Source organism: Limnohabitans sp. (assembly GCF_040400975.1).
Lineage (GTDB): Bacteria > Pseudomonadota > Gammaproteobacteria > Burkholderiales > Burkholderiaceae_C > Limnohabitans_A.
The window spans coordinates 1-26,086 of the sequence record NZ_JBBAPF010000006.1 but is presented as its reverse complement, the minus strand read 5'-3'; the positions used below and the strand labels follow the sequence as shown (position 1 = coordinate 26,086).

Genomic DNA, 26,086 nt, shown 5'->3' with positions numbered 1-26,086 from the left:
CTCGACAAAAAACAACAGGAACCGATCTTCATGGAAGTGTCCAGAATTCGCGCTTTGCGCGGCCCCAATTTGTGGAGCCGTCACACGGCCATCGAAGCCATCGTCACCTGCACGGCAGACGAACAAGGCCTCAGTCCACAACACCCCACCGAGCAACACCTGCGCCGAATTTTTCCCGAAGTGGGCCCGTTTGACGCTGTAAGGCCTGGGCTTGCCGTCAGCTTGGCCCATGCACTAGAAAAAGTCACTTTGGGCTTGCAGATCCAAGCCGGTTGCCCTGTCTCCTTCAGCCGCACCACGCCAACCGAAGAGCCTGGTGTCTACCAAGTCGTGGTGGAGTATTCTGAAGAAACAGTAGGCCGAAAAGCCCTTGAATTGGCCGAAAAACTTTGCAACGCTGCCATCTCGGGCATGGGTTTTGACCTCGAAGCGTCGATTGCCCATTTGCATGAACTCGACGAAGACATCCGCTTGGGGCCTTCCACAGCGGCCATTGTGGACGCCGCCTTGGCAAGAGGCATTCCAGTCAGACGCCTGACCGATGGGAGCATGGTGCAGTTTGGCTGGGGCGCCAAGCAACGCCGCATCCAAGCGGCCGAAGTCGACACCACCAGCGCCATCGCCGAATCCATCGCCCAAGACAAGGCCCTGACCAAGAGCTTGTTGCACGCTGCAGGTGTGCCTGTGCCTTTGGGCAAACCGGCCTCCACGCTAGAGCAGGCGTGGCAGATCGCCCAAGAAGTCGGTTTGCCCGTGGTGGTAAAACCCCAAGACGGTAACCAAGGTAAAGGGGTCTCGGTCAACATTTCAGATCGCACCGCCTTTGACAAGGCTTACGCCACCGCCCTGCGCTACGGCGTGGTGATGGTCGAGAAATTTTTGCCAGGTCATGACTACCGACTGCTGGTGGTGGGCAACAAGCTGGTGGCGGCCTCGCGCCGGGAGCCTCCTTTGGTGGTGGGCGATGGCAAACACACGGTGCGGCAATTGGTCGACCTGGTCAATGCCGATCCGCGCCGCGGCGACGGCCATGCCACCTCGCTGACGAAGATTCGTTTCGATGACATTGCCATCGGGCGCTTGCACGAACAAGACCTGCAACCCGAATCCATTCCCGTCAAGGGCCGCAGGGTTTTGCTGCGTAACAACGCCAACCTCTCCACGGGGGGGACCGCCACCGATGTGACCGATGACGTGCATCCCGAAGTGGCCAGCCGCGCCATCGAAGCCGCTCAAATGGTGGGTTTGGACATCTGCGGCGTGGATGTGGTGTGCGAATCCATTCAACGCCCCCTTGAAGAGCAAAACGGCGGCATCGTCGAAGTCAACGCTGCACCGGGCCTGCGCATGCACATCAGCCCCTCGTATGGGAAAGGCCGCGACGTGGGCAAGGCCGTCATCGAACACATGTACGCCTCCAGTGACCATGGCCGCGTCCCTGTGGTGGCTGTCACCGGCACCAACGGCAAAACCACGACCGTTCGCTTGATCGCCCACCTGATGCGCACCCAGGGTCTGCGTGTGGGCATGACCAACACCGATGGCGTTTATGTCAACGGCCGGCAAACCGATTTGGGTGACTGCAGTGGCCCCCGCAGCGCTCGCAACGTGCTCATGCACCCCGAAATGGATGCGGCGGTTTTTGAAACTGCAAGGGGTGGCCTCCTGCGCGAAGGCCTGGCCTTTGACCGCTGCCAAGTGGCCGTGGTCACCAACCTGGGCACGGGCGACCACCTGGGTTTGAACTACATCACCACGTTGGAAGACCTCACGGTTGTCAAACGTGTGATTGTGCTCAACGTGGAGCCTGATGGCATGGCCGTGCTCAATGCCAACGATCCGGCGGTTGCCGCCATGGGTCGACACTGCCCCGGAGAGGTGACCTACTTCGCGCTGGATCCCAACCAGCCTGTGCTGGCCACGCACCGCGCCCAAGGCAAGCGTGTGGTGTATCTGGACAAAGGCGATATCGTGGCCCAAAAAGGGCAACAAACCTATCGCATCCCTTTGAGCCAAGTACCACTGACCCGACAAGGTCAAATTGGTTTCCAAACGGAAAATGTGCTGGCCGCAGTGGGCGCGGCATGGGCTGTGGACATGCCTTGGGCGGTCATTGCCGAGGGCTTGTCCAGCTTTGTCAGCGACATCCAAGGTGTGCCTGGGCGCTTCAATGTCTTTGATTACCGGGGCGCCACCCTGATCGCCGATTACGGTCACAACCCCGATGCCATCCAAGCCTTGGTGCAAGCCGTCGAGAACATGCCCGCGCACAAACGCATGGTGGTCATCAGTGGCGCTGGCGACCGGCGCGACCAAGACATCCGAGACCAAACCCACATTTTGGGCAAAGCCTTTGATGAAGTCTTGCTCTACCAAGATGCCTGTCAGCGGGGCCGTGAGGACGGCGAAGTCCTCGGATTGCTGCGCGAGGGTTTGCAAGGTGCGGTCCGAACCACCCATATTCAGGACATTCAAGGCGAGTTCAATGCGATCGATGTGGCTTTGTCCCGCTTGTCACCGGGTGATTTGTGCTTGATCTTGATCGACCAAGTCGAAGAAGCCCTGGCCTACATCACGGCCAAAGTCAAAGCGTCCCATTGATCAGCATCGCCAGTAAGGCGCTGGCGATGAACACCTCGCTCCAAACCCACCATCGGCGTCCAGTGGCCGCTGGTTTTTCAACTTTTTCATAGAACCAAGCGCCTGCCAGCAAGGACAAAATCAGCGAGGCCAGCATGCCCAAGGCGTTGACCCACACGTCTGCAGGCCAACCGTGCGTGACCACGGCATTGACCACCAGACTGACCGCGAAGTGCACCACAAAAACGCTGTAGGACACACGCGACAACCAGCCCATCCCTTGCCGCCAAGGTCTCTGGGTTTGGCCCGCGCCCATCCACCAAGATTGGGGGGCACACGCCAGGCTCATCGCCACGCCCCAAGCTGTGGCCACGCGCCACCGAGGCTCCAGCCACCAAGCCACTGCACCCAGCACAAGGATTGCCAAGGCACCGATTTGGGGGGACTGGGCATGGCGCACCGCGTGTGCCAGCCAGCCCAGGCCATACGCGCCCAGAAAATACAGGTTCAGATCTTCCAGCTCGGGATGCCGGTTCCACCACCACAAAGACGCAGCCACCAGCACACACCAAAAAGCAAGCAACCCAGCCTTGAGTGGCCACCGGGGCCAACGTGCATGGGCCTGTTGGGCCATCAGCATCACTAACAGGGCCGTAACATACAACTGCAAGTCAACTGCGACATACCAAACCCCGGCAGACAAGCCATCCATGCCCCACAGGTGCTGCAAGAAAAAGACATGGGCCAAAGCTTGCCCAAACTCGGGCGGAGGTGACAAAGAATCGTGGGCAAAAAACGGCCGCAGCAGCTCTGTCACCAGCACTGTGAGACTGAGCGCTGCGAGCAAGGGAATGGCCAATCGCAGGTAGCGCTTGCGCACCAAGCTGCCCAACTGCGAAACCGAAAAGTTCTCTTGTTTGGCTAAGCTCTGGGCCGTGAGGTAACCGCCGCAGACCAAGAAGACCTGCACAGCCAAGCGGCCATGCTCGGTCAACCAGCCGATCCCCAGCGGCCAAGCCTGCGCCACCACATCGGCCATTGGCCCGTAAAAAGCCAGATGGTGCAACACGATGAACAGGCAGCCCAGCCCTTTGAAGGCCTCCAGCAGCCAAGCGCGCTCGGCCGCAGAAGGCATCGGCGGGTTCATGGCAGAAGCCGGCTGGGTCACATGGCCAAACGCTGGCGAGCAGCTTGGTACTGCGCCTTGAACTGGGCCACCAAATCGGCCGTGCTTTGCACCGACTGGATCGCGCCAATGCCCTGGCCGCAGCCCCAAATGTCTTTCCAGGCTTTTTTGGCGTCCCCGCCAAAGTTCATCTTGCTGGGATCGGACTCGGGCAAGTTCTCAGGGTCCAAGCCAGCTGCGCGGATGGACGGGGCCAGGTAATTGCCATGCACGCCCGTGAACAGATTGCTCAAGACGATGTCATCCGAGTTGCAGTCCACGATGGCTTGCTTGTAAGCGTCGGCCGCACGCGCTTCGTGCGTGGCAATGAAGGCCGAGCCGATGTAGGCGAAGTCCGCGCCCATGGCCTGCGCCGCCAAAATCGCGTCGCCCGTGGCGATGGAGCCCGACAAAGCCACCGGGCCATCGAACCATTGGCGGATTTCCTGGATCAAGGCAAACGGGCTTTTCACGCCCGCATGGCCTCCGGCACCCGCAGCCACAGCGATCAGGCCATCTGCGCCTTTTTCAATCGCCTTGTGCGCGTGCTTGTTGTTGATGATGTCGTGCAGCACCACACCGCCGTAGCTGTGGGCGGCCTCGTTGATTTCTTCGCGAGCGCCCAGCGAGGTGATGATGATCGGCACCTTGTATTTGACGCACAGGGCCATGTCATGTTCCAGCCGATCGTTGCTCTTGTGCACGATCTGGTTGATGGCAAAGGGCGCAGCCGGCTTGTCCGGATGGACCTTGTTGTAAGCAGCCAAGGTTTCGGTGATCTCGATCAACCACTCTTCGAGCTGCTCGGCAGGTCGGGCATTCAAAGCGGGCATGGAGCCCACAATGCCGGCCTTGCACTGCTCAATCACCAGCTTGGGGTTGCTGATGATGAACAGGGGCGAAGCGATGGCGGGGAAAGGCAGGTTGGCCAAAACAGGGGGCAATTTAGACATGGGGTCTCCTCAAAATTATTGTTGGAATCAATTTCAGAAAGCGTCCAGCGCCATCGCCGTCACGCTGCCAGCGCCTTCGACAATGCTGTCGCGCACGCCAGGGGCCTTGGACAGGATGTGGTCGGCGTAAAACCGCGCGGTGGTGACTTTGGCGGCCATGAAGGCCGCATCTTGGGCTTGCGCCTCGGGGGTGATCGCCACCAACAAAGCGCGGCCCATTTGCCAGCCGGCCATCAGGTTACCCGCCAGCATGAGGTAAGGCACGCTGCCTGCAAACACATCATTGGGGTGGGCCTTGGTGTTGCCCGCCACAAACTCAACCACGTCCACAAAGGCTTCGCGCGCAGCTTTGAGGCGACGGGCCACGGCCTGCGCATCGGCGTTGCCAGAAGCAGCCAATTCGCTTTCGGTTTGCGCCACTTGCGCGGCCAAAGCCTTAGCGGTTTGGCCACCGTCACGGGCAGTTTTTCGCCCCACCAGGTCGTTGGCCTGGATGGCGGTCGTGCCTTCGTAAATCGTCAAAATTTTGGCGTCGCGGTAGTACTGCGCCGCACCCGTTTCTTCGATGAAGCCCATGCCGCCGTGCACCTGCACGCCCAAGCTGGTGACTTCCAGGCTCATCTCGGTGCTGTAGCCCTTGACCAGCGGCACCATGAACTCGTAGAAGGCTTCGTTCTGCTTGCGAACCTCGGCATCCGGGTGGTGGTGCGAGGCGTCATAGGCGGCAGCGGCGGTGGCAGCCATGGCCCGGCAGCCTTCGGTGTAGGCGCGCATGGTCATCAGCATGCGGCGCACATCGGGGTGGTGAATGATGGGGCCAGCAGCAGGCAAGCTCCCGTCCACTGGACGGCTTTGCACACGGTCGCGGGCGTACTGCACGGCACGCTGGTAAGAGCGCTCGGCAATCGCAATGCCCTGGACACCCACTGCATAGCGGGCTGCATTCATCATGATGAACATGTATTCGAGACCACGATTTTCTTGGCCGACCAGATAACCCACGCCGCCACCGTTGTCGCCGAACTGCAGCACCGCTGTGGGGCTGGCCTTGATACCCATCTTGTGCTCGATGCTCACGCAGTGGACGTCATTGCGCGCGCCCAAAGAGCCATCGGCCTTGACGAGAAACTTGGGCACGACGAACAGACTGATGCCTTTGACGCCCTCGGGCGCGCCCACCACGCGGGCCAACACCAGGTGCACGATGTTCTCGGCCATGTCGTGCTCACCATAGGTGATGTAGATCTTGGTGCCGAAGATTTTGTAGGTGCCATCGGGCTGGGGCTCGGCGCGGGTGCGCACGGCGGCAAGATCTGAGCCAGCCTGGGGCTCGGTCAGGTTCATGGTGCCGGTCCACTGGCCGGAAATCAGCTTTTCCAAATACGTGGCTTTGAGTTCATCGGAGCCTGCAGTCAACAGTGCTTCGATCGCGCCATCGGTGAGCAAGGGGCACAGCGCAAAAGCCATGTTGGCCGAATTGAGCATTTCGCCGCAAGCTGCGCCAATGGTTTTGGGCAGGCCTTGGCCACCAAAGTCGACTGGGTGCTGCAGGCCTTGCCAGCCGCCTTCCGCGTACTGTTGGTAGGCCTCTTTGAAGCCGGGCGTGGTGGTCACGCCGCTGCCGTTGTGAAAGGACGGGTTTTTATCGCCTTCCCAGTTGAGGGGCGAGATCACGTCTTGGTTGAGCTTGGCGCACTCCTCGAGCACGGCTTGGGCGGTTTCCAAACCAGCATCTTCAAAGCCGGGGATCTGCGCGATCTGGTCGATGCGGGCCAGATGCTCGATGTTGAAAAGCATGTCCTTGAGGGGGGCGATGTAGCTCATGGTTTATCTCTGTTCGTTGAAAGAAAGATTGAATTTGGCCTTCGGGAAGACGCCTGGCGCGGGGCTCGATTCGCCACTCAGGAAGGGGCCTGCGGCGGGGCTCAGAGGCTCTTCGCTTTGCCGCATCGCCCCGCCGCAGGCCCCTGCCTGAGTGGCTGCGTTCAGGCTTATTTGAACGGGCATGGTTTCAATTGGCGACATGGAAACAGGGCAGCCTTCGGCTTGTCTTTTCGCTGCGAGCGCAAAGGGCTTGAAACGCAGTGCGCCGGGTCCGGTGGCTGGGGCTGGCGATGTGGCAAAGCGAAGCGCCTCTGAGCCAGCCCCGGCCACCGGACCCGGCGCACGGAAAAAACGTGGACCCTGTTGCAGCATGGAAGCGTTCCAGGGCCCGTCAAAAGATCAAAGCGCTTGTGTCAACTCAGGCACAGCCGCAAACAAATCGGCTTCGAGGCCAAAGTCGGCCACGCTGAAGATTGGCGCTTCAGGGTCTTTGTTGATCGCTACGATCACCTTGGAATCTTTCATGCCCGCCAAGTGCTGGATCGCACCCGAGATGCCGCAAGCGACATACAGCTGAGGCGCCACGATCTTGCCGGTCTGGCCCACTTGCAGGTCGTTGGCCGCGTATCCGGCATCTACCGCTGCGCGGCTCGCGCCAATCGCAGCACCCAGCTTGTCGGCCAAGGGCGTCATCACTTCGTTGAACTTTTCTGAGCTGCCCAATGCGCGGCCACCGGAGACGATGATCTTGGCGGCCGTCAACTCGGGGCGGTCGTTCTTGGCGATCTCGCTGCCCTTGTAGCTGCTCTTGCCGCTGTCGGCTTGCGCGGCGGCGCTTTCCACCGCGGCGCTGCCACCGGTGGCGGCTGCCGCGTCAAAGCCCGTGGTGCGCACGGTGATGACTTTGGTGGCATCTAGGCTTTGCACCGTGGCCATGGCGTTGCCCGCGTAAATGGGGCGCTCGAAAGTGTCGGCCGAGATGACTTGTGTCACATCACTGATTTGACCCACGTCGAGCTTGGCGGCCACACGAGGCGCCACGTTTTTGCCTGCGGCAGTGGCGGGGAACAGGATGTGGCTGTAGTTGGCAGCAATGGCCAACACTTGGGCAGCGACGTTTTCGGCCAGACCATGGGCCAGCGCCTCGCTGTCGGCTTGGATCACTTTGGATACACCTGCGATTTGGGCGGCGGCTTGTGCAGCACCAGCGGCGTTGTGGCCTGCAACCAGCACATGCACATCACCGCCGCAAGCAGCAGCAGCGGTGACGGTGTTCAAGGTCGCGCCCTTGATCGAGGCGTTGTCGTGTTCGGCAATAACGAGAGCAGTCATGATCAGATTACCTTTGCAACGTTTTTCAATTTATCCACCAAGGTAGCGACATCGGGCACCTTGATGCCAGCGCTGCGCTTGGCAGGCTCGGCCACTTTCAGGGTCTTGATGCGGGGGGCCACATCGACGCCCAAGTCTTCCGGCTTGAAGTTGTCGAGCTGCTTTTTCTTGGCCTTCATGATGTTGGGCAACGTCACATAGCGTGGCTCGTTCAAGCGCAGGTCGGTGGTCACCACCGCAGGCAGACTGATGGACAGAACTTCCAAGCCGCCGTCGATCTCACGGGTCACGTGGGCTTTGCCGTCCACGATCTCGACCTTGCTGGCGAATGTGGCTTGTGGCAGATCGGCCAAAGCGGCCAACATCTGTCCCGTCTGGTTGCAATCATCGTCAATGGCTTGTTTGCCCAGAATGATCAATCCGGGCTGCTCTTTGTCCACCAAGGCTTTGAGCAGTTTGGCCACAGCCAGAGGCTGCAAGTCCAAATCCGCGGGTGTCTCCACCAAGATGCCGCGATCAGCGCCAATGGCCATGGCGGTACGCAAGGTTTCCTGGCATTGGGCCACGCCACAGGACACAGCGATGACTTCGGTGGCGAAACCTTTTTCTTTCAGGCGCACGGCTTCTTCAACAGCAATTTCGTCGAAGGGGTTCATGCTCATCTTGACGTTGGCAATGTCCACACCCGAACCATCGGACTTGACTCGGACCTTGACGTTGTAGTCCACCACCCGCTTGACTGGAACCAGAATTTTCATGAAATCAACTCCATTGAAGATCAAAACTCATGACGTCGACGCTGACGCCGTGCACAATAACGATTAACGTTGACGTAAACGTCAATTGTGCCTCAAAACCAATTTTCAAGCTGCTCATTATCACCAAAAAAGCACGGTCGTTCGGATTTAAATCAGCGCCAAATGCTGAATTTTGATCAGACCCCCGGGAATTCACCGACCGATTGGTCGGCTCCTCAGGGTTAACATGGGTTAAATTCCGATCTTTTCCGGATTAGATTATGTTTTGTAACCAATTGAATGGAGACCTTTGATGAAAAAAACCCTGATTTCCTTAGCCACCGTGGCCCTGACCAGCTGGGCCGGCATGGCCCAAGCGCAAACTGTTTTGACCGTGTCCAGCTGGGTTCCACCCACGCATGGCTTGTCTGTGGCCCAAAAAGAATGGTGTGACGCGCTCACAGCCAGAACTTCGAACCGCGTGCGTTGCAACATCTTGCCCCGCGCAGTGACACCGCCTGTGGGCACCTACGACGCCATTCGCAATGGCTTGGCTGACGTTTCCTTCACCGTACACGGCTACACCCCCGGGCGCTTTGTGTTGACCCAAATGGTGGAATTCCCATTCATGGGCGACCGTGCCGAGCCACTGTCCGTGGCTTTCAACCGCATCGCCAGCAAGTACCCCGAATTTGCCGCTGAGCACCAAGGCGTCAAGGTCTTGGGTTACTTCACCCATGGCCCCGGCATTGTGTTCAACACCAAGCGCCCCATCACCAAAGTGGAAGACCTGGCGGGCATGAAGTTTCGTGTGGGCGGCGGCATGGTCAACGAGATCGCCAAGAACCTTGAGATGAACGTGACCCTCAAGCCTGCGCCTGAGTCTTATGAACTCTTGTCCACAGGCGTGATGGACGGCACCTTGTTCCCAGCCGAATCCACCGACTCGTTCAAAATCGACAAAGTCATCAAGCACGCCACCACTTTCCCCGGCGGTTTGTACAACACCAGCTTCGTGTTCATGATGAACCCGGCCAAGTACAACAGCCTGTCGGCTGAAGACAAAAAAGCCGTCGACGAGTTGTCGGGCGATGCGGTGGCCAGCCGTTTTGGCAAATCATGGGACCGCGTGGACGACATTGCCTTGGGCAACATGCAGAAAAACGGCGTCAAGTTGATCAAAGCCGACGGCGCCTTCATCAGTGGCGTGACCATCCGCGTGAGCAAACTCGAACGCGACTGGGCCCAAGCTGCCAAGGCCAAAGGCGTGAAGGACCCTTCGCGCATGTTGGCCGAGTTCCGTGCCGAAGTCGCTAAACTACAACAGCAAAAGTAAACCTGTCTGCTGAAGCGTCGGCTTCTGAGAGGTTAGAACCACAACGGTACCTGCCGCAGCTGCAGGTACCGTTTTTTCTATGGGTATGACGTTGAAAAGAATCTTTGAAACCGTCTGCGGCACGTTGGCAGGTCTGGCCTTGCTGGGCATCATGGTGTTGACCTTTTTCGACGTGAGCGGTCGCAAGATCTGGTCGCACTCCATACCTGGCTCATTGGAGCTGACCGAACTGCTCATGGTGGTGGTGATTTTTGGCGCTTTGCCCCTGGTGTCCCTGAAGGGTGAGCACGTGGTGTTTGACTCTCTGGACACGCTGTTGCCAAGCTGGCTGCAAAGAATTCAACAAGGCCTGATCCACCTGGCTTGCGCTGCCTTGCTGTTTGGCTTGGCTTTCCTGATGTGGAAGACCGGCGCCGACATTGCCACCACGGGTGAAACCACGGCCCAACTGAAAATCGCCAAAGCCCCGTTCATCCAAGGCATGGGGGTGTTGTGCGGCCTGACCGGATTGGTCCATGTGGCCAAAGCTTTTTGGCCCGCCATCGCGGCTGAAGACGCATCCGAAGGGGGCACGCTGTGACCGAAGCCTTACTTGGATTTTTGGCCATCTTTGTATTGGCCCTGTTGCGCATGCCCCTGGCGTTTTCCATGGGCTTGGTGGGCATCGTGGGCATTGGTTTGACCCGCGGCTGGATGCCCGCCATGGCCAGTGCGGCCCAAGTGGTGCACGAAACCGGTTTTGCCTACACCTTGTCGGTCATTCCCCTGTTCATTTTGATGGGCAATTTTGTCGCCCGCGCCGGCTTGGCGCACGAGTTGTTTCATGCGGCCTACACCTTCATTGGTCACCGCAAAGGCGGCTTGGCACACGCCACCATCGCAGCCTGCGCAGGTTTTGGTGCCATTTGCGGCTCGTCCATTGCCACCGCCGCCACCATGAGCAAGGTGGCCTACCCGTCCATGAAAAAAATGGGCTACAGCGACGCGATGTCGACCGGTGTGATCGCGGCAGGCGGCACCCTGGGCATCATGATCCCGCCTTCCACCATCTTGGTGATCTACGGCATCATCACCGAAACCCACATCGGCAAGCTCTTTGCTGCGGGCGTTTTGCCCGGCATTTTGACGGCACTGTTGTTGATGCTGGCCGTGGTGCTCATGACCTGGCACAACCCAGACCATGCACCTGCCGGCGAAAAATTCAGCTGGACTGAACGTTTCAAGGCCGTGCGTGGCATCTGGGGCGTCTTGCTGTTGGTGGTATTGGTTTTAGGCGGCATTTATGGCGGTTTCTTCACCGCCACCGAAGGCGCGGGCATGGGGGCCATGGGCGCATTTTTGTTCGCTTTGGCGCGCAAAGCCTTGAGCTGGAAAGTCCTGTTGCAAGTGCTGATCGAGTCGGCACGCACCACGGCGATGCTGTTCACCTTGCTGATCGCCGCCACGATCTTTGCCAACTTCGTCAACTACACCAGCTTGCCTTTTGAGCTCAAAGACTGGATCACCGGCTTGGGCCTGTCCCCCATCATGATCGTGGCGGCCATGATGCTGATCTATGTGCTGCTGGGCACCGTGATGGAAGAGTTGACCATGGTCTTGCTGACCATCCCCCTGTTTTTCCCCATCGTCGTGCAACTGGGCTTTGACCCGGTCTGGTTTGGCGTGCTGATCGTGATGGTGATTCAGATCGGGTTGATTTCGCCCCCGGTCGGCATGAACCTGTTTGTTCTGAACACCTTGCTGCCACACGTGGGTTTGTCCAATATCTTCAAAGGCGTCTGGCCCATGGTGCTGGTCTTGATCATCACTCTGGGCATCTTGCTGGCCTTCCCGGAGATCAGTCTGTGGCTGCCGTCGATGATGGACTGACCATGTGCATGACCCGCTGCGGGTACGGGATCTGGATCTTGTGCTCGCGCAGCGCCGCCAAAATCAACATGTTGATGGTGGAACGCAGGGCCAGTTGGCCGTTTTCTGGGTCGGCAATCCAGTAACTCACGGTGAACTCCAGACCATCGGCGCCAAACTGACTCAAAAAGGCATTGGGGGCGGGGTCTTGGAGGACCCGATCCTGGCTCTCGCAAGCCTCGATCAAGAGCCGCCGCACCAATTCCACATCGCTGTCATAAGCCACCGAAACAAGGGTCGTCTGCGACAGCTTGGGGTCCATCAAGGTAAAGTTTTCAACCCGGTTGATGATCAAGAACTCATTGGGCACGATGGATTCGCGGCCATTCAAAGCCCGGATCACGGTGTAGCGCGCCTTGATGTCGACGATACGCCCCTCAAAACCATCCACCAAGACCATGTCACCGATGCGCATGCTGCGCTCGGCCAGGATCACAAAGCCGCTGACGTAGTTGGAGGCCAACTTTTGCAAGCCAAAGCCAATGCCTACGCCCACTGCTCCGCCCAGCACCGACAAAGCCGTCAGATCAATGCCCACCGACGACAAGGCCAGCAGCAAGCCCACAAACATGAGCAAGGCCCGCACCGTGTTGCTGATGACCTTGCGCAGCGACAAGTCGCCACCCGTAGCCGATTTGAGCAAGCGCGCCTCGATGGCCGCCGACACCCAAAGCGCCACAATCAACACAGCCCCAGCCGTGAGCGCCCCCTCGATCAAGGTGCGGACCGACAGCATGCTGCCGCCGATTTTCCAGCTGATCTGGTCCAACTCGTTGAGCACCAAGGGCAAAATGCCCGTGACCCACAGCACCACCGCGCCCCAAGCCAACCAGGAAATCGTGCGCTCCAACACCCGCACAAAGGGCGCGTTGGCAAACGCCACCTGCAGCACCTTCACGCCCAGGCGGATCACCGCCAGCGAAATGCACACCGGCAACAAAACCGCAAACAATGGCGCAGGCTGCTGCTGGGTCAGCAGCGTGCGGGCCACAAAAGTCAGCCCCAGCAACAGCACCGGAAACAGGACCCCATCGACCAGTTTGCGACCCAGCAAAATGGCCATATCCTGGCCGCTGAAAACCCGGCGCACACCCCAGACCATGACCCAAGCCAGCATCAGGCAAACGGCAAAAGCACCCAAGGCCATCAAGGACTCCGGCCGCGCCAAAGAAAACACCAAACCCAGCGGATCGACCACTGCCATGTTGCTCATGCCCGCCATGTGGGTGTCCTCTTGTCGATGAACGCCTGCACGCCCTCTTGCGCCACGTCGTGCACCATGTTGCAGGCCATGGTCTGACCCGCCAATTGGTAAGCTGCCGCTATGCCCATCTCACGCTGCTGGTAAAACAAAGCCTTGCCCATGCGAACCGCCTCGCGCGGTTTGGCCAGGATGGCATTGACCAGCTCGTCCACCTGGGCATCCAACTGATCGACAGAACACACGCGGTTGACCAAGCCGCGGGCTTGGGCCTCGGCAGCAGAGATGAAACCGCCTGTCAACAGCATCTCCATGGCCTGCTTGGCATGCATGTTGCGCACCAGCGGCACGCTGGGCGTGGCACAAAACAGGCCGACATCGATGCCATTCACCCCGAAAGTGGCGCTGTCTACCGACACCGCCAAATCACACTGGGCCACCAACTGACAACCGGCCGCGGTGGCTAGGCCTTGCACACGGGCAATCACCGGCACAGGCAGCTGTTGAATGGCCATCATCATTCGGCTGCACTGTGCAAACAGCTTTTGGTAGTAAGCCAATTCAGGCTGTGCGCGCATTTCTTTCAGGTTGTGCCCAGGGCAAAAAGCCTTGCCCGCAGCGCCCAGCACCACCACCCGCGCTTGCTCGTCTTGCACGATGGCATCCAGCGCTTGCTGTAAAGCGGTGAGCATGGCTTCACTCAAGGCGTTGAAGCTGGCGGGACTGTTCAAAGTCAGCCTGTGCACACCACGGGCATCGCGCTCATGGAGTAGCACATTCGGGGTTTGGGGTGAGGTCGGTTCGGTCATGTCCCGATTGTGCCGAAATTCAGTGGCGAGCCGCCGAATGCAGGCTCGCCGTTCTGGTCAAACGTCGGCCAAAACCCGCAAATGCGCCTCCACACTGCGGCCCAGCGCGCTCAGGTTGTAGCCGCCCTCCAGGCAACTGACAATGCGGCCTTGGGCATGACGCAGCGCCACATCTTTGATCCGCTGGGTGATCCAAGCGTAATCTTGCTCCACCAAGCCCATCTGGGCCATGTCGTCTTCGCGGTGCGCATCAAACCCCGCGCTGATGAAGATCAACTCGGGCTTATGGGCCTCAAGGCGCGGCAACCACATCATGTCCACCAACTCGCGGATCTCCATGCCCCGGGTGTAGGCCGGCACGGGCAGATTGACCAAATTGGCAGCGCTCGATGTAGAGCCACCTTCGGGGTAAAACGGGTGCTGAAAAAAGCTCACCATCAAGATGCGCTCATCACCCGCCACGATGTCTTCGGTGCCATTGCCGTGGTGCACGTCAAAGTCCACAATCGCCACGCGCTTGAGGCCATGCCGCTCCAGCGCGTACTTGGCAGCAATCGCCACGTTGTTGAAAAAGCAAAAGCCCATGGCCTTGTCGCGGCACGCGTGGTGGCCGGGTGGACGCACTGCGCAAAAAGCGTTCTCCAGCTCACCCGCCATCACAGCGTCGGTGGCGTCGATGGCAGCACCCGCAGACACCAACGCGGCATCCCAAGTGTGGACATTGATCATGGTGTCCGGATCCAAGCTGGTGTGGGTGGGTCCGCCAGCGGCCATGTCCTCGCGCAACATGTCACCCAAACCGCGCAAAGCCGCCACATGCATGCGCCCATGGGCCAACTCGATATCTGCCAAAGCTGCAGGGGTTGCCTCACGCCGTTGCAAGGCCATGTCCACACCGCTGATCAGCAGCCGGTCTTCGATGGCACCCAAGCGCTCCGGACACTCGGGGTGGCCTGGTCCCATCTCGTGTTTCCAGCAATCTGGGTGGGTGAAATAACCTGTCGCGCCCATGGTCTCGTCTTCCCGAATGGCCTCAGCTTGAAGCTGACGGTTTGGTTGGATGGCTTTGTTTTTGTGACTTCCAGCTTATCACGCGGTCCATGCGCCGACATGGCCTCACGCTGAGGCGACTCGGCGTTTAAACTGGACATCCCATGCATCCAGCTCTATTTCACTTTCCACCCAAAACCATGCCACAACGCTGGGCCCCTCTGGCTTTGTCACTGCTTTTGAACGCTTTTTTGCCGCACACCACTTGGGCACAGGCTGAACCGCAGACCACGCCCAAAACCGCTACAACGCCCCGCCCCAAAGCCAAGGCCGACACAGCACCTCCACAAGACATCAAGGCACCAGCACAAAGCACGAAATCCACCAAAACCAAGACCAAGTCCAAAAACTCTGGCCCTAAATCCTCAAAAGTAAAAACCAATGCAGCCAAGGCCGCGTTGCCTGCAGCCGCAGGCCTGTTTTTCAGCGAATCGAGCGCGGCCATGGACTGGTCAAGCCAAGCGGCTGAACGCTTGCAGCTGGACCCGCAATGGGTGCGAAAACACCTGGGTCAAGCCCGCCGACTCCCTTCTGTAGAACGCTTGGTTTTACCCGCCAGCAGCCCTGCTGCCAAAAACTGGGCCGCCTACCGCGCCAGGTTCATCGAGCCGCAGCGCATCCAGGCAGGCCTGCGTTTTTGGCAAACCCATCGCGGCGCCCTGGAACGTGCAGAGCGTGAGTTCGGCGTGCCCGCCTCGGTGGTGGTGGCCATCATTGGCGTGGAAACTTTTTACGGGCAATACACGGGCAACTTCCGCGTCATCGATGCCTTGGCCACTTTGGCTTTCCACTTCCCGACCGCACACCCGCGAGCCGCAGCAAGAGAAAGTTTTTTCAAAGGCGAGTTGGAACAATTTTTGCTGCTCACCTCGCGCAGCGGGGCCGACCCTCTGAGCATTCGGGGCAGCTATGCCGGCGCTATGGGCTTGCCGCAGTTCATGCCCTCGAGCTGGGCGCGCCACGCGGTGGACTTCGATGGCAATGGCCGCATCGACCTGTTTGGCAGCCCGACCGACGCCATCGGCTCGGTGGCCAACTACTTCAAAGCCTTTGACTGGCGGCCCGGTATGCCCACGCACTACCCCGTCACCCTCACCCCAGGCCAAACCGACATGGACAGCTTGATGGCCCCAGACATCTTGCCCACCTTCAGTGTCGCCAACTTTGTCAGCAAAGGCGCCAGCCTGTCAGGCGCCGCCCTGCAACACACAGGCCCCTTGGCCTTGATCGAATTGCGCAACGGCAATGAAGCGCCCAGCTACGTGGCCGGTACAGAAAACTTCTACGCCATCACCCGCTACAACTGGTCCAGCTACTACGCCATGGCCGTGATCGATCTGGCCGAGGCGGTGGCGCGTGAAATGCAAAACAGCCGCTAAGGGCATCCACCCATGAACCCGCTGAACCCCAAAAAACTGTTGCTAACCAAATGGACTGCGGTCAAACCCGTGGCCAAGCAAAAGCACTTTTTGGTCAGCCGGGTGATTCAGCCCGAACTGCCCACCGACCCGATTGAATTGGTGGAAATCGAAGCGGTGTTTTCAAAAGCGACTCAAGTCATCGCTTGGCGTGAACTTCAGGACGACAGCGTGTGGCGGCAGGGTTGGGTTTGACTGGGCCTGACGCCTAAGTAAGATGCCACATCTCTAAGGGATCAGCATGACCATCTAGAACAGTTCACCCAATCTTGACCTTCTGAGCGAACGCGGGGCTCTGTGTGCAAACGGGCATCTTGGCATCGTGAAAAACACCATTGTGTCGGGCAGGAAATCAATGCCAACCATGTCCATGCTGTATCGGATGGATGGGTCTATGGCGTGGCCAGGCCCTTGCATTCGGGCCGCACATGCCATGTTTGGGATGTGCGCATCAGCGATGAGACCGCTTAAGGCGCAGATGTGGCACTGAGTTCTAGGGTGGCCGTGCGAGACACTGACAGCACTCCCGCAGATCCGCCGTTGCAGGGCACATAGGGCTGAGCCGCCAGGTTTGATCCAGACCTCAATGCAACTTCACCGTTGGGTTGGTTTGTTTGGTGATCATGCGCGACAGGGTGAAGAGCGTGGTTTTGAGGACACCGTGAATGGCGAGTTCATGCAGTTTGTACAAAGACAGGTACATCAGCTTGGCAAAATAACCCTCGATCATCAGACTCTTGCCGATCAAGCCGCCCATCATGTTGCCCACCGTGCTGAACTTGCCCAGCGACACCAGTGAGCCAAAGTCTCTGTAACGGTAAGGCTTCAGAGGCTTGTTGGCCATGCGGCGTTGAATTTGTTGCCACATGTGGGTGGCTTGCTGGTGCGCTGCTTGCGCACGCGGCGGCACAATGCCTGCTCGGCCCCCATCGGCATCCGAGCAGGGGCAAGCTGCACAATCACCGAGAGCAAATATATCGGGATCGCGTGTGGTTTGAAGCGTGTCATGGACCACCAATTGGTTGATCCGGTTGGTTTCCAGCCCGCCAAAGTCTTTTAAGAAATCAGGCGCTTTCACGCCAGCGGCCCACACCACCAGTTCTGACTCGATCTCTCGCCCATCGGCCAAGCGAATGCCCGTGGGCATGACCTCCATCACTTTGGAGCTGGTGAGCACCTGAACGCCCAAGCGCGAGAGAAGTTGCTCAGTGGCTTGCGACAAGCGGGGTACCAAGGCCGGCAAAATGCGGTCGGCCGCCTCAATCAAGCTGACTTTGATGTCTTTGTCCACATCGATGCGGTCCAGGCCAAAAGCCACCACCTCGCGTGTGGTGCGATGCAACTCCGCAGCCAACTCCACCCCCGTGGCGCCCGCGCCGATGATGGCCACATGCAATTGGCGTTTGTGGATGACGCCGGCCTGGTTGTGCGCGCGGATACAGGCATTGACCATCCTGGAGTGAAACGACTTGGCGTCATGCTGCGTTTCCAGCTTCAAGGCGTGCTCTTTGACGCCCTGGGTACCGAAGTCATTGCTCAAGCTGCCAATGCAGATGACAAGCGTGTCGTAGTGGATGTATTGGGTGGGCGTCACAGCTCGGCCTTGCTCATCCACATAGGGTGCAAGCTCGATGCTTTTGTTGGCGCGGTCCAGTCCCTTGAGCTCACCAATTCGAAAGGTGAAGTGGTTCCAATGGGCCTGCGCCATGTAGTCGACTTCGTGGTCGCCAAGGTCCATGCTGCCGGAAGCAATTTCATGCAACTTGGGTTTCCAGATGTGGGTGCGGTTTTTATCGACCAAGGTGATGAGCGCGCGTTTTCGTCGGCCATAGGCATGTCCCAAACGGGTCGCAAGTTCCAGACCGCCAGCGCCACCACCCACGATGACAATTTTGTGTTGTTTGCTCATTGAAATGCTCACGATCAGGTCGACCCGTTCGGCCCATGAAATAAACGCCATGAAACGGCGCTTCCCATGAACACACCAGATTGCATAGTCTGTATGAATTTGGATTTATGCGCAATGCAAACGCCAAATTTGCAGACATTGGATGTCGGCGTGAGCTGCGGGATGACAGCGTGTGACGGCTTGGTTAGTTTTGAAATTATCCAGTGATAACATTCATCCGACTTGGAAACAGGAGCAATTCAATGAGCGTCAGTGCCGCAACTCTTGTACTCGCTGCCAGCATGACGATCACCCTTCCCGCCTTGGCCACCGAAAATTGCTCTCAACTGCCGGATGCATTGCAAACAACGCCTGTCAACCACATCAGTCAAAACACTGAACTCTTGAGCCTAGACAACAAGCTAGACGTTTATCTCAAACCATGTCTTGCCCCACTCACGGAACAAAACAAAAGAGCCATCTGTGCCAACGGCAAACTGGTTGCCGAGCAGACATTGAGGGTTGTGGCCCGAATTGACCAAGCCGGTTTGAGAAATCCGTTTTTGGCCAATGCAAAAGTCAAGTCGTATAAATCCGCATTAAATCTTTTGGACCGAATAAATCAATTGCGTGCTAACGGTACATGTGTATAACCTTGATGAAATCAAAAATGTGATCCATCTTCGATCTGCAGCATGACAGCGTGTGGCGGCAGGGTTGGGTTTGACTGGGCCTGACGCCTAAGTAAGATGCCACATCTCTGAGGGATCATGCATGACCATCTGGAACAGTTCACCCAATCTTGAACTTCTGAACGAACGAGGAGCTCTGTGTGCAAACGGACATCTTGGCATCGAGATGCTGGAGGCGGGTGACAACTACCTCAAAGCACGCATGCCCGTCGATGCCCGGACTCGGCAGCCTGCCGGGGTGCTGCATGGTGGTGTGTCCGTTGTTCTGGCCGAAACCTTGGCCTCATGGGCTGCGTCTCTGGTCGTCGATCCTGAAAAACACCATTGTGTCGGACAGGAAATCAACGCCAACCATGTCCGTGCTGTATCGGATGGCTGGGTCTATGGCGTGGCCAGGCCCTTGCATCTGGGCCGGACAAGCCATGTCTGGGATGTGCGCATCAGCGACGAGGACGGGAAACTGGTCTGCGTATCCAGGGTGACCATGGCCGTCTTGCAAAGCGCATCACGCTATTGATGCTTTGCTGCCAGTCCCCTGCTGAGCGAAATCACGCCTCTTTTGGGCTTCAACTATCTGCCCCCGTGTGCACAGACTTCACCCTCACCAAACGCCCCCTGTGAGTCACTGAAGCAGTGGGCTGCTTCCATCGCCCACGGCCTACTTTAGATTTTTCAGAAAGTATTCGACCATTTCCTTTTGAGCGATTGCAGCCTCTTTGGCGGAATACCGCATGGTCACCACGCCACCAGTCTGGGCCTTGGCAAAAGGACTGTAGGCAGGCGGAGGCGGGCTAGGCCAATCAAACGCATGAGTAGCCCCCTCAACCATCCGCACAGTCAATTGACTGGCAATGGCAGGAAACTCCTGGCTCATTCGCAAGCAGTCGGTCTTGGGATTGAAATCAAAATCGTCGTTGGTGCCTGAAGTAATGTGTATGGGTTTGCCCGTGGCACCCCAATTTTGTGGGCGACCGGGGTTGATCCAAGAACGAATTCGTTGTTGGTCATCCATGATGTTGCTGCAGGCCGGATAAAGCGCAAAGTGGGCCGCGAAAACTTGCTCTTGCCGCAATGCTGGGTTGTCTCGCGCCAATCGGGCAGGTCTGACGCCCATACCCGCCATGATCGCAACAGCACCGCCACTGGAAAAGCCTGCAAGGCCAATTTGGTTTGGATTGATCCTTGCATCTTTGGCGAGATAAACAAGTGCACCCCATGCATCTTGCAATCGGTCACATAAGACCGGTGCATTGGGTTCGCTGCCACTTCGCACGCCACGGGGCGTGTAGGAATCAATCTCCAGGGTCGCGATACCCACTGCATTGAGCGCCCGCGCATAAAAACCACCAACCCCCACGATGCCCGCATTGCTGTGGAGCAAGACCACGGCGGGGACTTGTTCTGAGGCCTTGGTTGGCACACGCAGAAGTCCCCCAACACGACTGACCTCTTTAACTCGGTCATTGCATTTGGCACCCACAACTGGAACGTCAACATTGCTGGATGTGACTTCACTGAATGCGGGAGCGGCCATGACCAGCAAAAAGAGTGTCAAGAAAGCCAGGGGCACATGACACACGCGGGCGTTTTGGAGCATCAACATGGAATCCTCGTTTCATCATCGCGAATCGTCTCGGTGATCACTGCTCTGGCAACAGCTTTCTCATTCACTGAATGCATCACCGTGGACCGCAGCACAACTAAGCCGCAGGCTTGGCCTTGTAACGGTAACGGAAGGTGCAGCAAGACGCGCCTTCCATGATGGTTTGTTGGCGCTCCAGAGATATGTTCGGATCATAGCCTTGGCAAAACGTGCCGTCCCGGTTGCAAGAGAGCAAATGGCCGATGTGGCCCAAGCCCATTTCTTTGTAGGTCTCGGCATACTTGCAGCGCGTGATGTCAAAGTCGAACACCGTGTCGCTGGCTTCGAGCACCTTCATTTCCAGGGCACCATCGTGGGTCCAGTTTTCATAGAGCTGAATGAAGTTGGCCATCGAGGTCTGGCCGCCCACCTTCTCCGCAAAATACTGGCCTTCTGCCACTGCGGCTTTGCGAATGGCCGTGTCCAGAATGAGGGCCGCGCGCTCCTCTCCGATTTGCGCCACCATCTCCGCATAGATGGGGCCAATCACCTGAGCCTGAAGCTTGCGCTTGGTGAGGGTGGGGATTTCTGCTGTCATGGATGCACCTTTGCCGTTTGGGGAATTCAATGCGCTTTCATGGCTTTGCCGACTTCCAGCGTGCCCTGCTCCGAGCCCGAACGCGGCACGGTCTCGCCATCGCGGTCTGTGACCTTTGCCATGGCCGCCAACAGGCGCTCGGCGGTGTCAGGGCCGGTGCCCAGGTGCACACCCTGGGTCAAGGTGATGTGGGCCACTTCAAAGCTGCCTGCGCCTGCGCAAATGATGGTGCGGTTGGGCGCATCCTCGCTCGCCATGACCAGCATGGCAGGCACCACGGCGCTGGGGTCCAGGGCTTGCAGCACCGCCTCGGGCATCAGGCCTTCGGTCATGCGGGTAGCGGCTGTGGGGGCCAAGCAGTTGACCCGAATGTGGTGTTTCTCGCCCTCGATCGACAGGGTTTGCATCAGTCCCGCCAAAGCCATCTTGGCCGCACCGTAGTTGGCCTGGCCAAAGTTGCCGTACAAGCCACTCGAGGAAGTGGTCATGACGATGCGGCCGTAGTTTTGCGCTTGCATGATCGGCCACACGGCCTTGGTGCAATGCACCGCGCCCATGACGTGCACATCCATCACCAGCTTGAAGTCGGCCAAGTCCATCTTGGCAAAGCTCTTGTCGCGCAAGATGCCAGCGTTGTTCACCAAAATGTCGACCCGGCCCCAGGCCTCTACCGCCTGTTGAACCATGGCTTTGACGGCCTCAAAGTCGGTGACCGAAGCACCATTGGCCAAGGCTTCGCCGCCCGCCGCGCGGATCTCGTTGACCACCGCTTGCGCGGCCGACACCGAACCGCCCACGCCGTGCACATCGCCGCCCAGGTCGTTGACCAATACTTTGGCCCCGCGTGCAGCCAGGCCCAAAGCGTGCTGCTTGCCCAAACCGCCGCCTGCGCCTGTGACGATGGCCACGCGGCCTTTGAAATCGATGCTCATGTGTTTTCCTTGTGACATTGAAAGACGGGGCTGACCTGTTTCATCTGCTAATCTGACCCCCATGACCCTGTAGCCCACTGCGCAAGGACTTTAAACCAGCCCCCGGGCCCAGCCTGTTACCCGATTGACACCCTCATGGAACTGAACACCACCATCTTGACCGCCCCACCCCTGGACGCCGCCACCGTGGTGATGCTGCGCGATGGGCCGGCAGGCCTGCAGGTGCTGTTGATGCGCAGGCACCAAGCCTCGAACGTGCTGGGCGGCGCTTATGTGTTTCCGGGCGGCAAACTCGACCCCGATGACCAAAACCCGGCCTGGCTGCAGCGCCTGAGCCAGGACAGCGCCACCTTGCACCAGCGGCTCAACGAGCCCGATATCCCGGGCGAGCGCGCCGCAGGCCTGTTTGTGGCCGCCATGCGCGAAGCCTACGAAGAGTGCCGGGTGCTGCTGGGCTGCGCTTCGCACGCGGACACACAGGCCCAGACCCTGCTGCACGCCCTGCGCAGCGGCCAGAGTTGGCACGAGGCCTTTGCGGCACAGGCACTGGCCTTGCATACCGAACCCCTGCTGCCTTGGTGCCGGTGGATCACGCCGCGCCAAGCCTCGGTGACCAACAAGCGTTTTGACACCCGGTTTTTTGTGACTCAAGTCCCAGATGACCAACTGGCCGAACACGACAACTTTGAGGCCACCGAGGTGCTGTGGATCACCCCCCGCGATGCGCTCTTGCGCTACTGGAACCGCGAGATCGAGTTGGCCCCACCCCAAATCATGAGCTTGGTGCACCTGAACCGCCACCCCAACGCCCAAAGCGTGCTGACCGAGGCACACAACCGACGTCCCCCGGTGATCGAGCCTGAGCCTTATGACCAAGAGGGTGTGCGAACCATCTGCTACCCGGGCGACCCACGCCATTCGGTCACCCAAGCGGCTTTTCCCGGGCCCAGCCGTTTGATGTTCAAAAACAAACGCTTTGAGCCAGAGCGGGGCCTGTCCGCTTTGCTCGACTAAAATGCCATATCCTTCTTTGGTCCCACCAAAGCGCCTTATTCACCTTTCGCCATCACGTCCCATGAGCATCACGCCAAAGCCTGTTTTTCTGTCCATCGACAGGGCCATGGAATTCATTGGGGACACCCAGGGCGTGTTGTCTTTGCTCAAAACACTGCACCAGACCCTGAGCAATGACTTGCCCCAGTTGCAAATCCTGCTCGACCAAGGTGATGTGTATGGGGCTAACCGTATCCTGCACCAGCTCAAAGGTTTCACGCCGGTGTTTTGTGTCGACAGTTTGGTCGAGCATGTGGTGCGCGTGGAAAACATGAGCAAGCACGCCGAGGCAGCTGAATTGAGCGCCGCCTACAGTCTTTTGGCCCCAGAGCTCGAAGCCCTGCGTCAAGAGGTACTGGCGCACATGGCGCTACAAAACCAAGTGTGAGAGCCGCCATGGCGGTTGTCCAGCCCTTTTACTCGGGTGCGCTGACGGTTTTTGGCTGCCGCTGCGCCAACCACACATCGATCTTGTGGGCGTCGTGCACCAGTCGCAATTCATCAAATGCCTGCTGGGCGGCGGGGTACACCCGGCGCATGTAATTGAGCCATTGCTTGAGCCGCCCCGCCCGGTGGCGAGTGGCCACCCGCGCACTCACGCCACACCAAAAAATCTGCATCAAATCCAGCAGCGTGGTCCAAGCCACACCCTGACCAGGCAAGAGCACATCGCCGGTCCTGCGTTGGTGTGCAATGGCCAAGGCCAAACCAGGATCGGTCACCATGCCGCGACCGATCATCAAGCGGTCGCAGCCTGTCACCTCTTGGCAACGCAGGGCATCGGCCACGGTCCAGATTTCGCCATTGGCCACGATGGGCAAACGCACATGCTGGCGCAAGTCAGCAATGCGGTCCCAATAAGCCGGAGGTCGGTAGCCATGGGCTTTGGTGCGGGCGTGCACCACCAACTCATTCGCCCCGGCCGCCTCGATGGCCAGGGCGCAGTCTTCTGCACGGCTGTCGTCGTTGTAGCCCAACCTCATCTTGGCCGACACCGGAATGTGCGCTGGCACCGCCCGGCGCACCGCCGCCACGATTTGGCCCACCAACTCAGGTTCGTCCAGCAACACCGCACCGCCACGGTGCTGGTTGACGGTTTTAGCGGGGCAGCCAAAGTTCAAGTCAATGCCATAAGGCGCCAATTCGGCCAGGGCAGCGGCGTTGTCCGCCAAACACATCGGGTCAGAGCCAAGCAGTTGCACCTTGACTGGCACACCCGCGGCCGTGCAGCTTTGGTTGAGCAGCTCGGGGGCTACACGCAAAAAGGCGCGGCGCGGCAAAACGGTGTTGGTGACCCGGATGAATTCGGAAACACACACGTCCACCCCCCCAACCCGGGTCAGCACATCGCGCAAGGTGTGGTCGAGCAGCCCCTCCATGGGGGCCAGCATGATGGGCATGTTGAGACGATCAGCCCAGTTTGCGTTTGAGGCGAACTTCTTCCACCTTGACACCGCCCAGTGGCACGGTGCGGGCGGTGTTCATCTCGCGCTTGAATCCGGCCAAGTCATGAAACCGCAAAGTTTGCTCATGCAACAAAGGCAACCACACGGTCACTTCGGTACAGTCTTCGTCCTCAAGGCCTTCGCGGGCAGCGTCCCACAAGGCCAGGCCCACACCTTGGCCAATCCGGTCAGGGGCAGCGTAGATTGCCCAGATCTCGCCCGTGGTGTTTTTGGACTTGGGGTCGCGCGAACGGTCAAAACCCACAAAACCCACAATCTCTTGTCCTTGGGTGGCCACAATGACTTGCGGCTCTCCGTACTCGATGGCTTCTTTCCAATACGACACACGCTTGGGCATGGGCGTGGCGTCCCAATGGGCATCGGGCACTTGCCCGGCATACGCCATGCGGCAGGCGTTCAGGTGCAAGGCGGCCACGGCGGGAGCGTCTTGGAGTTTGGCAAATCGGACTTGGATATCGGACATGGCTTGTACTTGAAGAAATGAAAAAACAAGGCACCGGGCGCACAGGGCATTTGGTGCAAAACCCGACATTGTCGCCGCATCGGTTATCTTCAAGGCATGAGGATGATTTTGAAACGCACCCCCAGCTGGTTTGGGGGGCTGAGTTTGTGGGTAGTTTTGAGCCTGTTGACGGGCACCGCGCACGCACAGAGCCCCCGCCGGTTGGCCGACGACATGGCCGAACGCACCCGGGCCTGCACCGCTTGCCATGGCGAGCAAGGCCGGGCCGGGCCTGACGGTTATTACCCACGTTTGGCTGGCAAACCTGCTGGCTATCTGCACAACCAGATGCGCAATTTCGCCGAAGGCCGCCGGCACTATGAATTGATGACGCGCCTGGTCGACCCCTTGACCGATGCCTATTTGGGGGAGATGGCGCAGTACTTTGCCGACCTGCAACTGCCCTACCCTGCCCCCAAAGCCCAAAACGCCATCACCCCCGATCGCTTGGCCAGAGGTCAACAGCTGGTGACGCAAGGCGATGCCTCGCGGGGCTTGCCTGCCTGCACCCAATGCCATGGCGTGCGCCTGACCGGTGTGCAGCCCAACGTGCCGGGGTTGCTGGGCTTGCCGCTGGATTATTTGAATGCCCAGTTGGGCGCATGGCAAACCCGCCAGCGCCGCGCCCACGCACCCGATTGCATGGCCGAAATCGTCCAGCGCATGCCCGCTGTTGACTTGATTGCGGTGTCGAGCTGGCTCGCCCGCCAGCCGCTGCCTGCCGACACCCGCCCCGCCGAGCGCCCGCCCGCAGGCCCTGCCTTGCCCGAGGCGCTGAGCTGCGGCAGTGCACCAGAACTGTCGGCCAAGATGCCTGCCAAAACACCCCAAGGTGCCCGACCATGAACCGCCATGGCATGCACCCTCTTCGGCGCGCAGCTTGGATCAGCTTGATCAGCTTGCTGGTGTTGGTGGTCGCGGTGATATGGGACAACTGGGGCGATCTGCTGACACCGTCCAAACCCGCCTCTGGTGCTGCGGTCAAGGCTAACGAAGCCCAAATTGAACAAGGCCGCTACCTGGCTTTGGCGGGCAACTGCATGGCCTGCCACACCACCCG

27 protein-coding genes and 1 pseudogene are annotated in these 26,086 nt (G+C 59.0%); 13 read left to right on the top strand and 15 right to left on the bottom strand.

Features of this window, described 5'->3' with window-relative positions:
* Positions 1–30 precede the first annotated feature (30 nt).
* Complete coding sequence (cphA, locus tag ABWQ00_RS05595; protein WP_353237694.1) at positions 31–2,601, top strand: cyanophycin synthetase; 2,571 nt, start codon at positions 31–33, stop codon at positions 2,599–2,601.
* Here cphA and ABWQ00_RS05590 read toward each other — a convergent pair.
* From ABWQ00_RS05590 to ABWQ00_RS05565, 6 genes are read right to left on the bottom strand one after another with little or no spacing between them, the layout of a single operon-like run.
* Complete coding sequence (locus ABWQ00_RS05590; protein WP_353237693.1) at positions 2,585–3,727, bottom strand: acyltransferase family protein; 1,143 nt, start codon at positions 3,725–3,727, stop codon at positions 2,585–2,587. The genes cphA and ABWQ00_RS05590 overlap by 17 nt on opposite strands.
* A gap of 17 nt (positions 3,728–3,744) precedes the next feature.
* Positions 3,745–4,698, bottom strand: coding sequence for an NAD(P)H-dependent flavin oxidoreductase (locus ABWQ00_RS05585; protein ID WP_353237692.1), 954 nt, complete (start codon positions 4,696–4,698; stop codon positions 3,745–3,747).
* 33 nt (positions 4,699–4,731) lie between these two features.
* Positions 4,732–6,522 carry an acyl-CoA dehydrogenase gene (locus ABWQ00_RS05580; protein WP_353237691.1) on the bottom strand — a complete coding sequence of 597 codons (1,791 nt, stop codon included), beginning with the start codon at positions 6,520–6,522 and terminating at the stop codon, positions 4,732–4,734.
* A gap of 3 nt (positions 6,523–6,525) precedes the next feature.
* Positions 6,526–6,894, bottom strand: a complete 369-nt coding sequence (locus tag ABWQ00_RS05575; RefSeq protein WP_353237690.1) for a hypothetical protein — start codon at positions 6,892–6,894, stop codon at positions 6,526–6,528.
* A gap of 27 nt (positions 6,895–6,921) precedes the next feature.
* On the bottom strand, positions 6,922–7,854 hold the full coding sequence (locus tag ABWQ00_RS05570; protein WP_353237689.1) for an electron transfer flavoprotein subunit alpha/FixB family protein: 933 nt from the start codon (positions 7,852–7,854) through the stop codon (positions 6,922–6,924).
* 2 nt (positions 7,855–7,856) lie between these two features.
* Positions 7,857–8,612, bottom strand: a complete 756-nt coding sequence (locus tag ABWQ00_RS05565) for an electron transfer flavoprotein subunit beta/FixA family protein (RefSeq protein ID WP_353237688.1) — start codon at positions 8,610–8,612, stop codon at positions 7,857–7,859.
* Positions 8,613–8,904: 292 nt separating this feature from the next.
* Here ABWQ00_RS05565 and ABWQ00_RS05560 point away from each other — a divergent pair, with 292 nt between their 5' ends.
* The 3 genes from ABWQ00_RS05560 to ABWQ00_RS05550 all read left to right on the top strand — a co-directional run bounded on the left by ABWQ00_RS05560 (position 8,905) and on the right by ABWQ00_RS05550 (position 11,796).
* Positions 8,905–9,927: a TRAP transporter substrate-binding protein gene (locus ABWQ00_RS05560; protein ID WP_353237687.1), complete on the top strand. Its 1,023-nt coding sequence runs from the start codon at positions 8,905–8,907 to the stop codon at positions 9,925–9,927.
* 85 nt (positions 9,928–10,012) lie between these two features.
* A complete protein-coding gene (locus ABWQ00_RS05555; RefSeq protein ID WP_353237686.1) occupies positions 10,013–10,507 on the top strand; it encodes a TRAP transporter small permease in 495 nt (164 codons plus the stop codon).
* Positions 10,504–11,796 carry a TRAP transporter large permease gene (locus tag ABWQ00_RS05550; RefSeq protein ID WP_353237685.1) on the top strand — a complete coding sequence of 431 codons (1,293 nt, stop codon included), beginning with the start codon at positions 10,504–10,506 and terminating at the stop codon, positions 11,794–11,796. The genes ABWQ00_RS05555 and ABWQ00_RS05550 overlap by 4 nt, the downstream gene beginning before the upstream one ends.
* Here ABWQ00_RS05550 and ABWQ00_RS05545 read toward each other — a convergent pair.
* The 3 genes from ABWQ00_RS05545 to ABWQ00_RS05535 are packed head-to-tail and all read right to left on the bottom strand — an operon-like array spanning position 11,765 to position 14,856.
* Complete coding sequence (locus ABWQ00_RS05545; protein WP_353237684.1) at positions 11,765–13,057, bottom strand: mechanosensitive ion channel family protein; 1,293 nt, start codon at positions 13,055–13,057, stop codon at positions 11,765–11,767. The genes ABWQ00_RS05550 and ABWQ00_RS05545 overlap by 32 nt on opposite strands.
* Positions 13,045–13,845 (bottom strand): enoyl-CoA hydratase, encoded by an 801-nt coding sequence (locus ABWQ00_RS05540; RefSeq protein ID WP_353237683.1) that lies wholly within the window; start codon positions 13,843–13,845, stop codon positions 13,045–13,047. Before ABWQ00_RS05540 ends, ABWQ00_RS05545 begins: the two co-directional genes overlap by 13 nt.
* Before the next feature lie 57 nt (positions 13,846–13,902).
* On the bottom strand, positions 13,903–14,856 hold the full coding sequence (locus tag ABWQ00_RS05535; protein WP_353237682.1) for a histone deacetylase family protein: 954 nt from the start codon (positions 14,854–14,856) through the stop codon (positions 13,903–13,905).
* A 143-nt stretch (positions 14,857–14,999) separates the two neighbouring features.
* On the opposite strand from ABWQ00_RS05535, the gene mltB reads away from it, so the two are divergent.
* The 3 genes from mltB to ABWQ00_RS05520 all read left to right on the top strand — a co-directional run bounded on the left by mltB (position 15,000) and on the right by ABWQ00_RS05520 (position 16,784).
* Positions 15,000–16,274: a lytic murein transglycosylase B gene (mltB, locus tag ABWQ00_RS05530; RefSeq protein ID WP_353237681.1), complete on the top strand. Its 1,275-nt coding sequence runs from the start codon at positions 15,000–15,002 to the stop codon at positions 16,272–16,274.
* A gap of 12 nt (positions 16,275–16,286) precedes the next feature.
* Positions 16,287–16,508 carry a TIGR02450 family Trp-rich protein gene (locus tag ABWQ00_RS05525; protein WP_353237680.1) on the top strand — a complete coding sequence of 74 codons (222 nt, stop codon included), beginning with the start codon at positions 16,287–16,289 and terminating at the stop codon, positions 16,506–16,508.
* Between the two features lie 102 nt (positions 16,509–16,610).
* Positions 16,611–16,784 carry a hotdog fold thioesterase gene (locus ABWQ00_RS05520; RefSeq protein WP_353237679.1) on the top strand — a complete coding sequence of 58 codons (174 nt, stop codon included), beginning with the start codon at positions 16,611–16,613 and terminating at the stop codon, positions 16,782–16,784.
* Between the two features lie 112 nt (positions 16,785–16,896).
* Here ABWQ00_RS05520 and ABWQ00_RS05515 read toward each other — a convergent pair whose 3' ends face one another.
* Positions 16,897–18,222 (bottom strand): NAD(P)/FAD-dependent oxidoreductase, encoded by a 1,326-nt coding sequence (locus tag ABWQ00_RS05515; protein WP_353237770.1) that lies wholly within the window; start codon positions 18,220–18,222, stop codon positions 16,897–16,899.
* A gap of 242 nt (positions 18,223–18,464) precedes the next feature.
* Between ABWQ00_RS05515 and ABWQ00_RS05510 the strand changes: the two genes are divergently transcribed.
* The gene (locus tag ABWQ00_RS05510; protein WP_353237678.1) at positions 18,465–18,854 is read left to right on the top strand and encodes a hypothetical protein; all 390 of its coding nucleotides are present in this window, start codon (positions 18,465–18,467) and stop codon (positions 18,852–18,854) included.
* 121 nt (positions 18,855–18,975) lie between these two features.
* Positions 18,976–19,410, top strand: a complete 435-nt coding sequence (locus tag ABWQ00_RS05505) for a PaaI family thioesterase (RefSeq protein WP_353237677.1) — start codon at positions 18,976–18,978, stop codon at positions 19,408–19,410.
* Positions 19,411–19,551: 141 nt separating this feature from the next.
* Here the strand turns inward: ABWQ00_RS05505 and ABWQ00_RS05500 are convergent, their stop codons facing one another.
* The 3 genes from ABWQ00_RS05500 to ABWQ00_RS05490 all read right to left on the bottom strand — a co-directional run bounded on the left by ABWQ00_RS05500 (position 19,552) and on the right by ABWQ00_RS05490 (position 22,005).
* Positions 19,552–20,496 carry a dienelactone hydrolase family protein gene (locus ABWQ00_RS05500; RefSeq protein WP_353237676.1) on the bottom strand — a complete coding sequence of 315 codons (945 nt, stop codon included), beginning with the start codon at positions 20,494–20,496 and terminating at the stop codon, positions 19,552–19,554.
* A 97-nt stretch (positions 20,497–20,593) separates the two neighbouring features.
* Entirely contained in the window at positions 20,594–21,073 is a 480-nt protein-coding gene (locus tag ABWQ00_RS05495) for an L-2-amino-thiazoline-4-carboxylic acid hydrolase (protein WP_353237675.1), read from the bottom strand.
* Between the two features lie 26 nt (positions 21,074–21,099).
* Positions 21,100–22,005: an SDR family NAD(P)-dependent oxidoreductase gene (locus tag ABWQ00_RS05490; RefSeq protein ID WP_353237674.1), complete on the bottom strand. Its 906-nt coding sequence runs from the start codon at positions 22,003–22,005 to the stop codon at positions 21,100–21,102.
* Positions 22,006–22,140: 135 nt separating this feature from the next.
* On the opposite strand from ABWQ00_RS05490, the gene ABWQ00_RS05485 reads away from it, so the two are divergent.
* Together ABWQ00_RS05485 and ABWQ00_RS05480 are read left to right on the top strand one after the other, a co-directional pair.
* Entirely contained in the window at positions 22,141–23,019 is an 879-nt protein-coding gene (locus ABWQ00_RS05485) for an NUDIX hydrolase (RefSeq protein WP_353237673.1), read from the top strand.
* A 61-nt stretch (positions 23,020–23,080) separates the two neighbouring features.
* A complete protein-coding gene (locus ABWQ00_RS05480) occupies positions 23,081–23,446 on the top strand; it encodes an Hpt domain-containing protein (RefSeq protein ID WP_353237672.1) in 366 nt (121 codons plus the stop codon).
* A gap of 28 nt (positions 23,447–23,474) precedes the next feature.
* On the opposite strand, the gene ABWQ00_RS05475 is transcribed toward ABWQ00_RS05480, so the two are convergent.
* Both ABWQ00_RS05475 and ABWQ00_RS05470 read right to left on the bottom strand, forming a co-directional pair.
* Positions 23,475–24,458: a tRNA dihydrouridine synthase gene (locus tag ABWQ00_RS05475; RefSeq protein ID WP_353237671.1), complete on the bottom strand. Its 984-nt coding sequence runs from the start codon at positions 24,456–24,458 to the stop codon at positions 23,475–23,477.
* 10 nt (positions 24,459–24,468) lie between these two features.
* On the bottom strand, positions 24,469–24,987 hold the full coding sequence (locus tag ABWQ00_RS05470) for a GNAT family N-acetyltransferase (protein WP_353237670.1): 519 nt from the start codon (positions 24,985–24,987) through the stop codon (positions 24,469–24,471).
* Positions 24,988–25,089: 102 nt separating this feature from the next.
* Between ABWQ00_RS05470 and ABWQ00_RS05465 the strand changes: the two genes are divergently transcribed.
* Both ABWQ00_RS05465 and ABWQ00_RS05460 read left to right on the top strand, forming a co-directional pair.
* Positions 25,090–25,872, top strand: coding sequence for a c-type cytochrome (locus ABWQ00_RS05465; RefSeq protein ID WP_502908081.1), 783 nt, complete (start codon positions 25,090–25,092; stop codon positions 25,870–25,872).
* Positions 25,869–26,086, top strand: a pseudogene (locus ABWQ00_RS05460) (hypothetical protein); the annotation flags it as partial. The gene ABWQ00_RS05465 and the pseudogene ABWQ00_RS05460, both read left to right, overlap by 4 nt.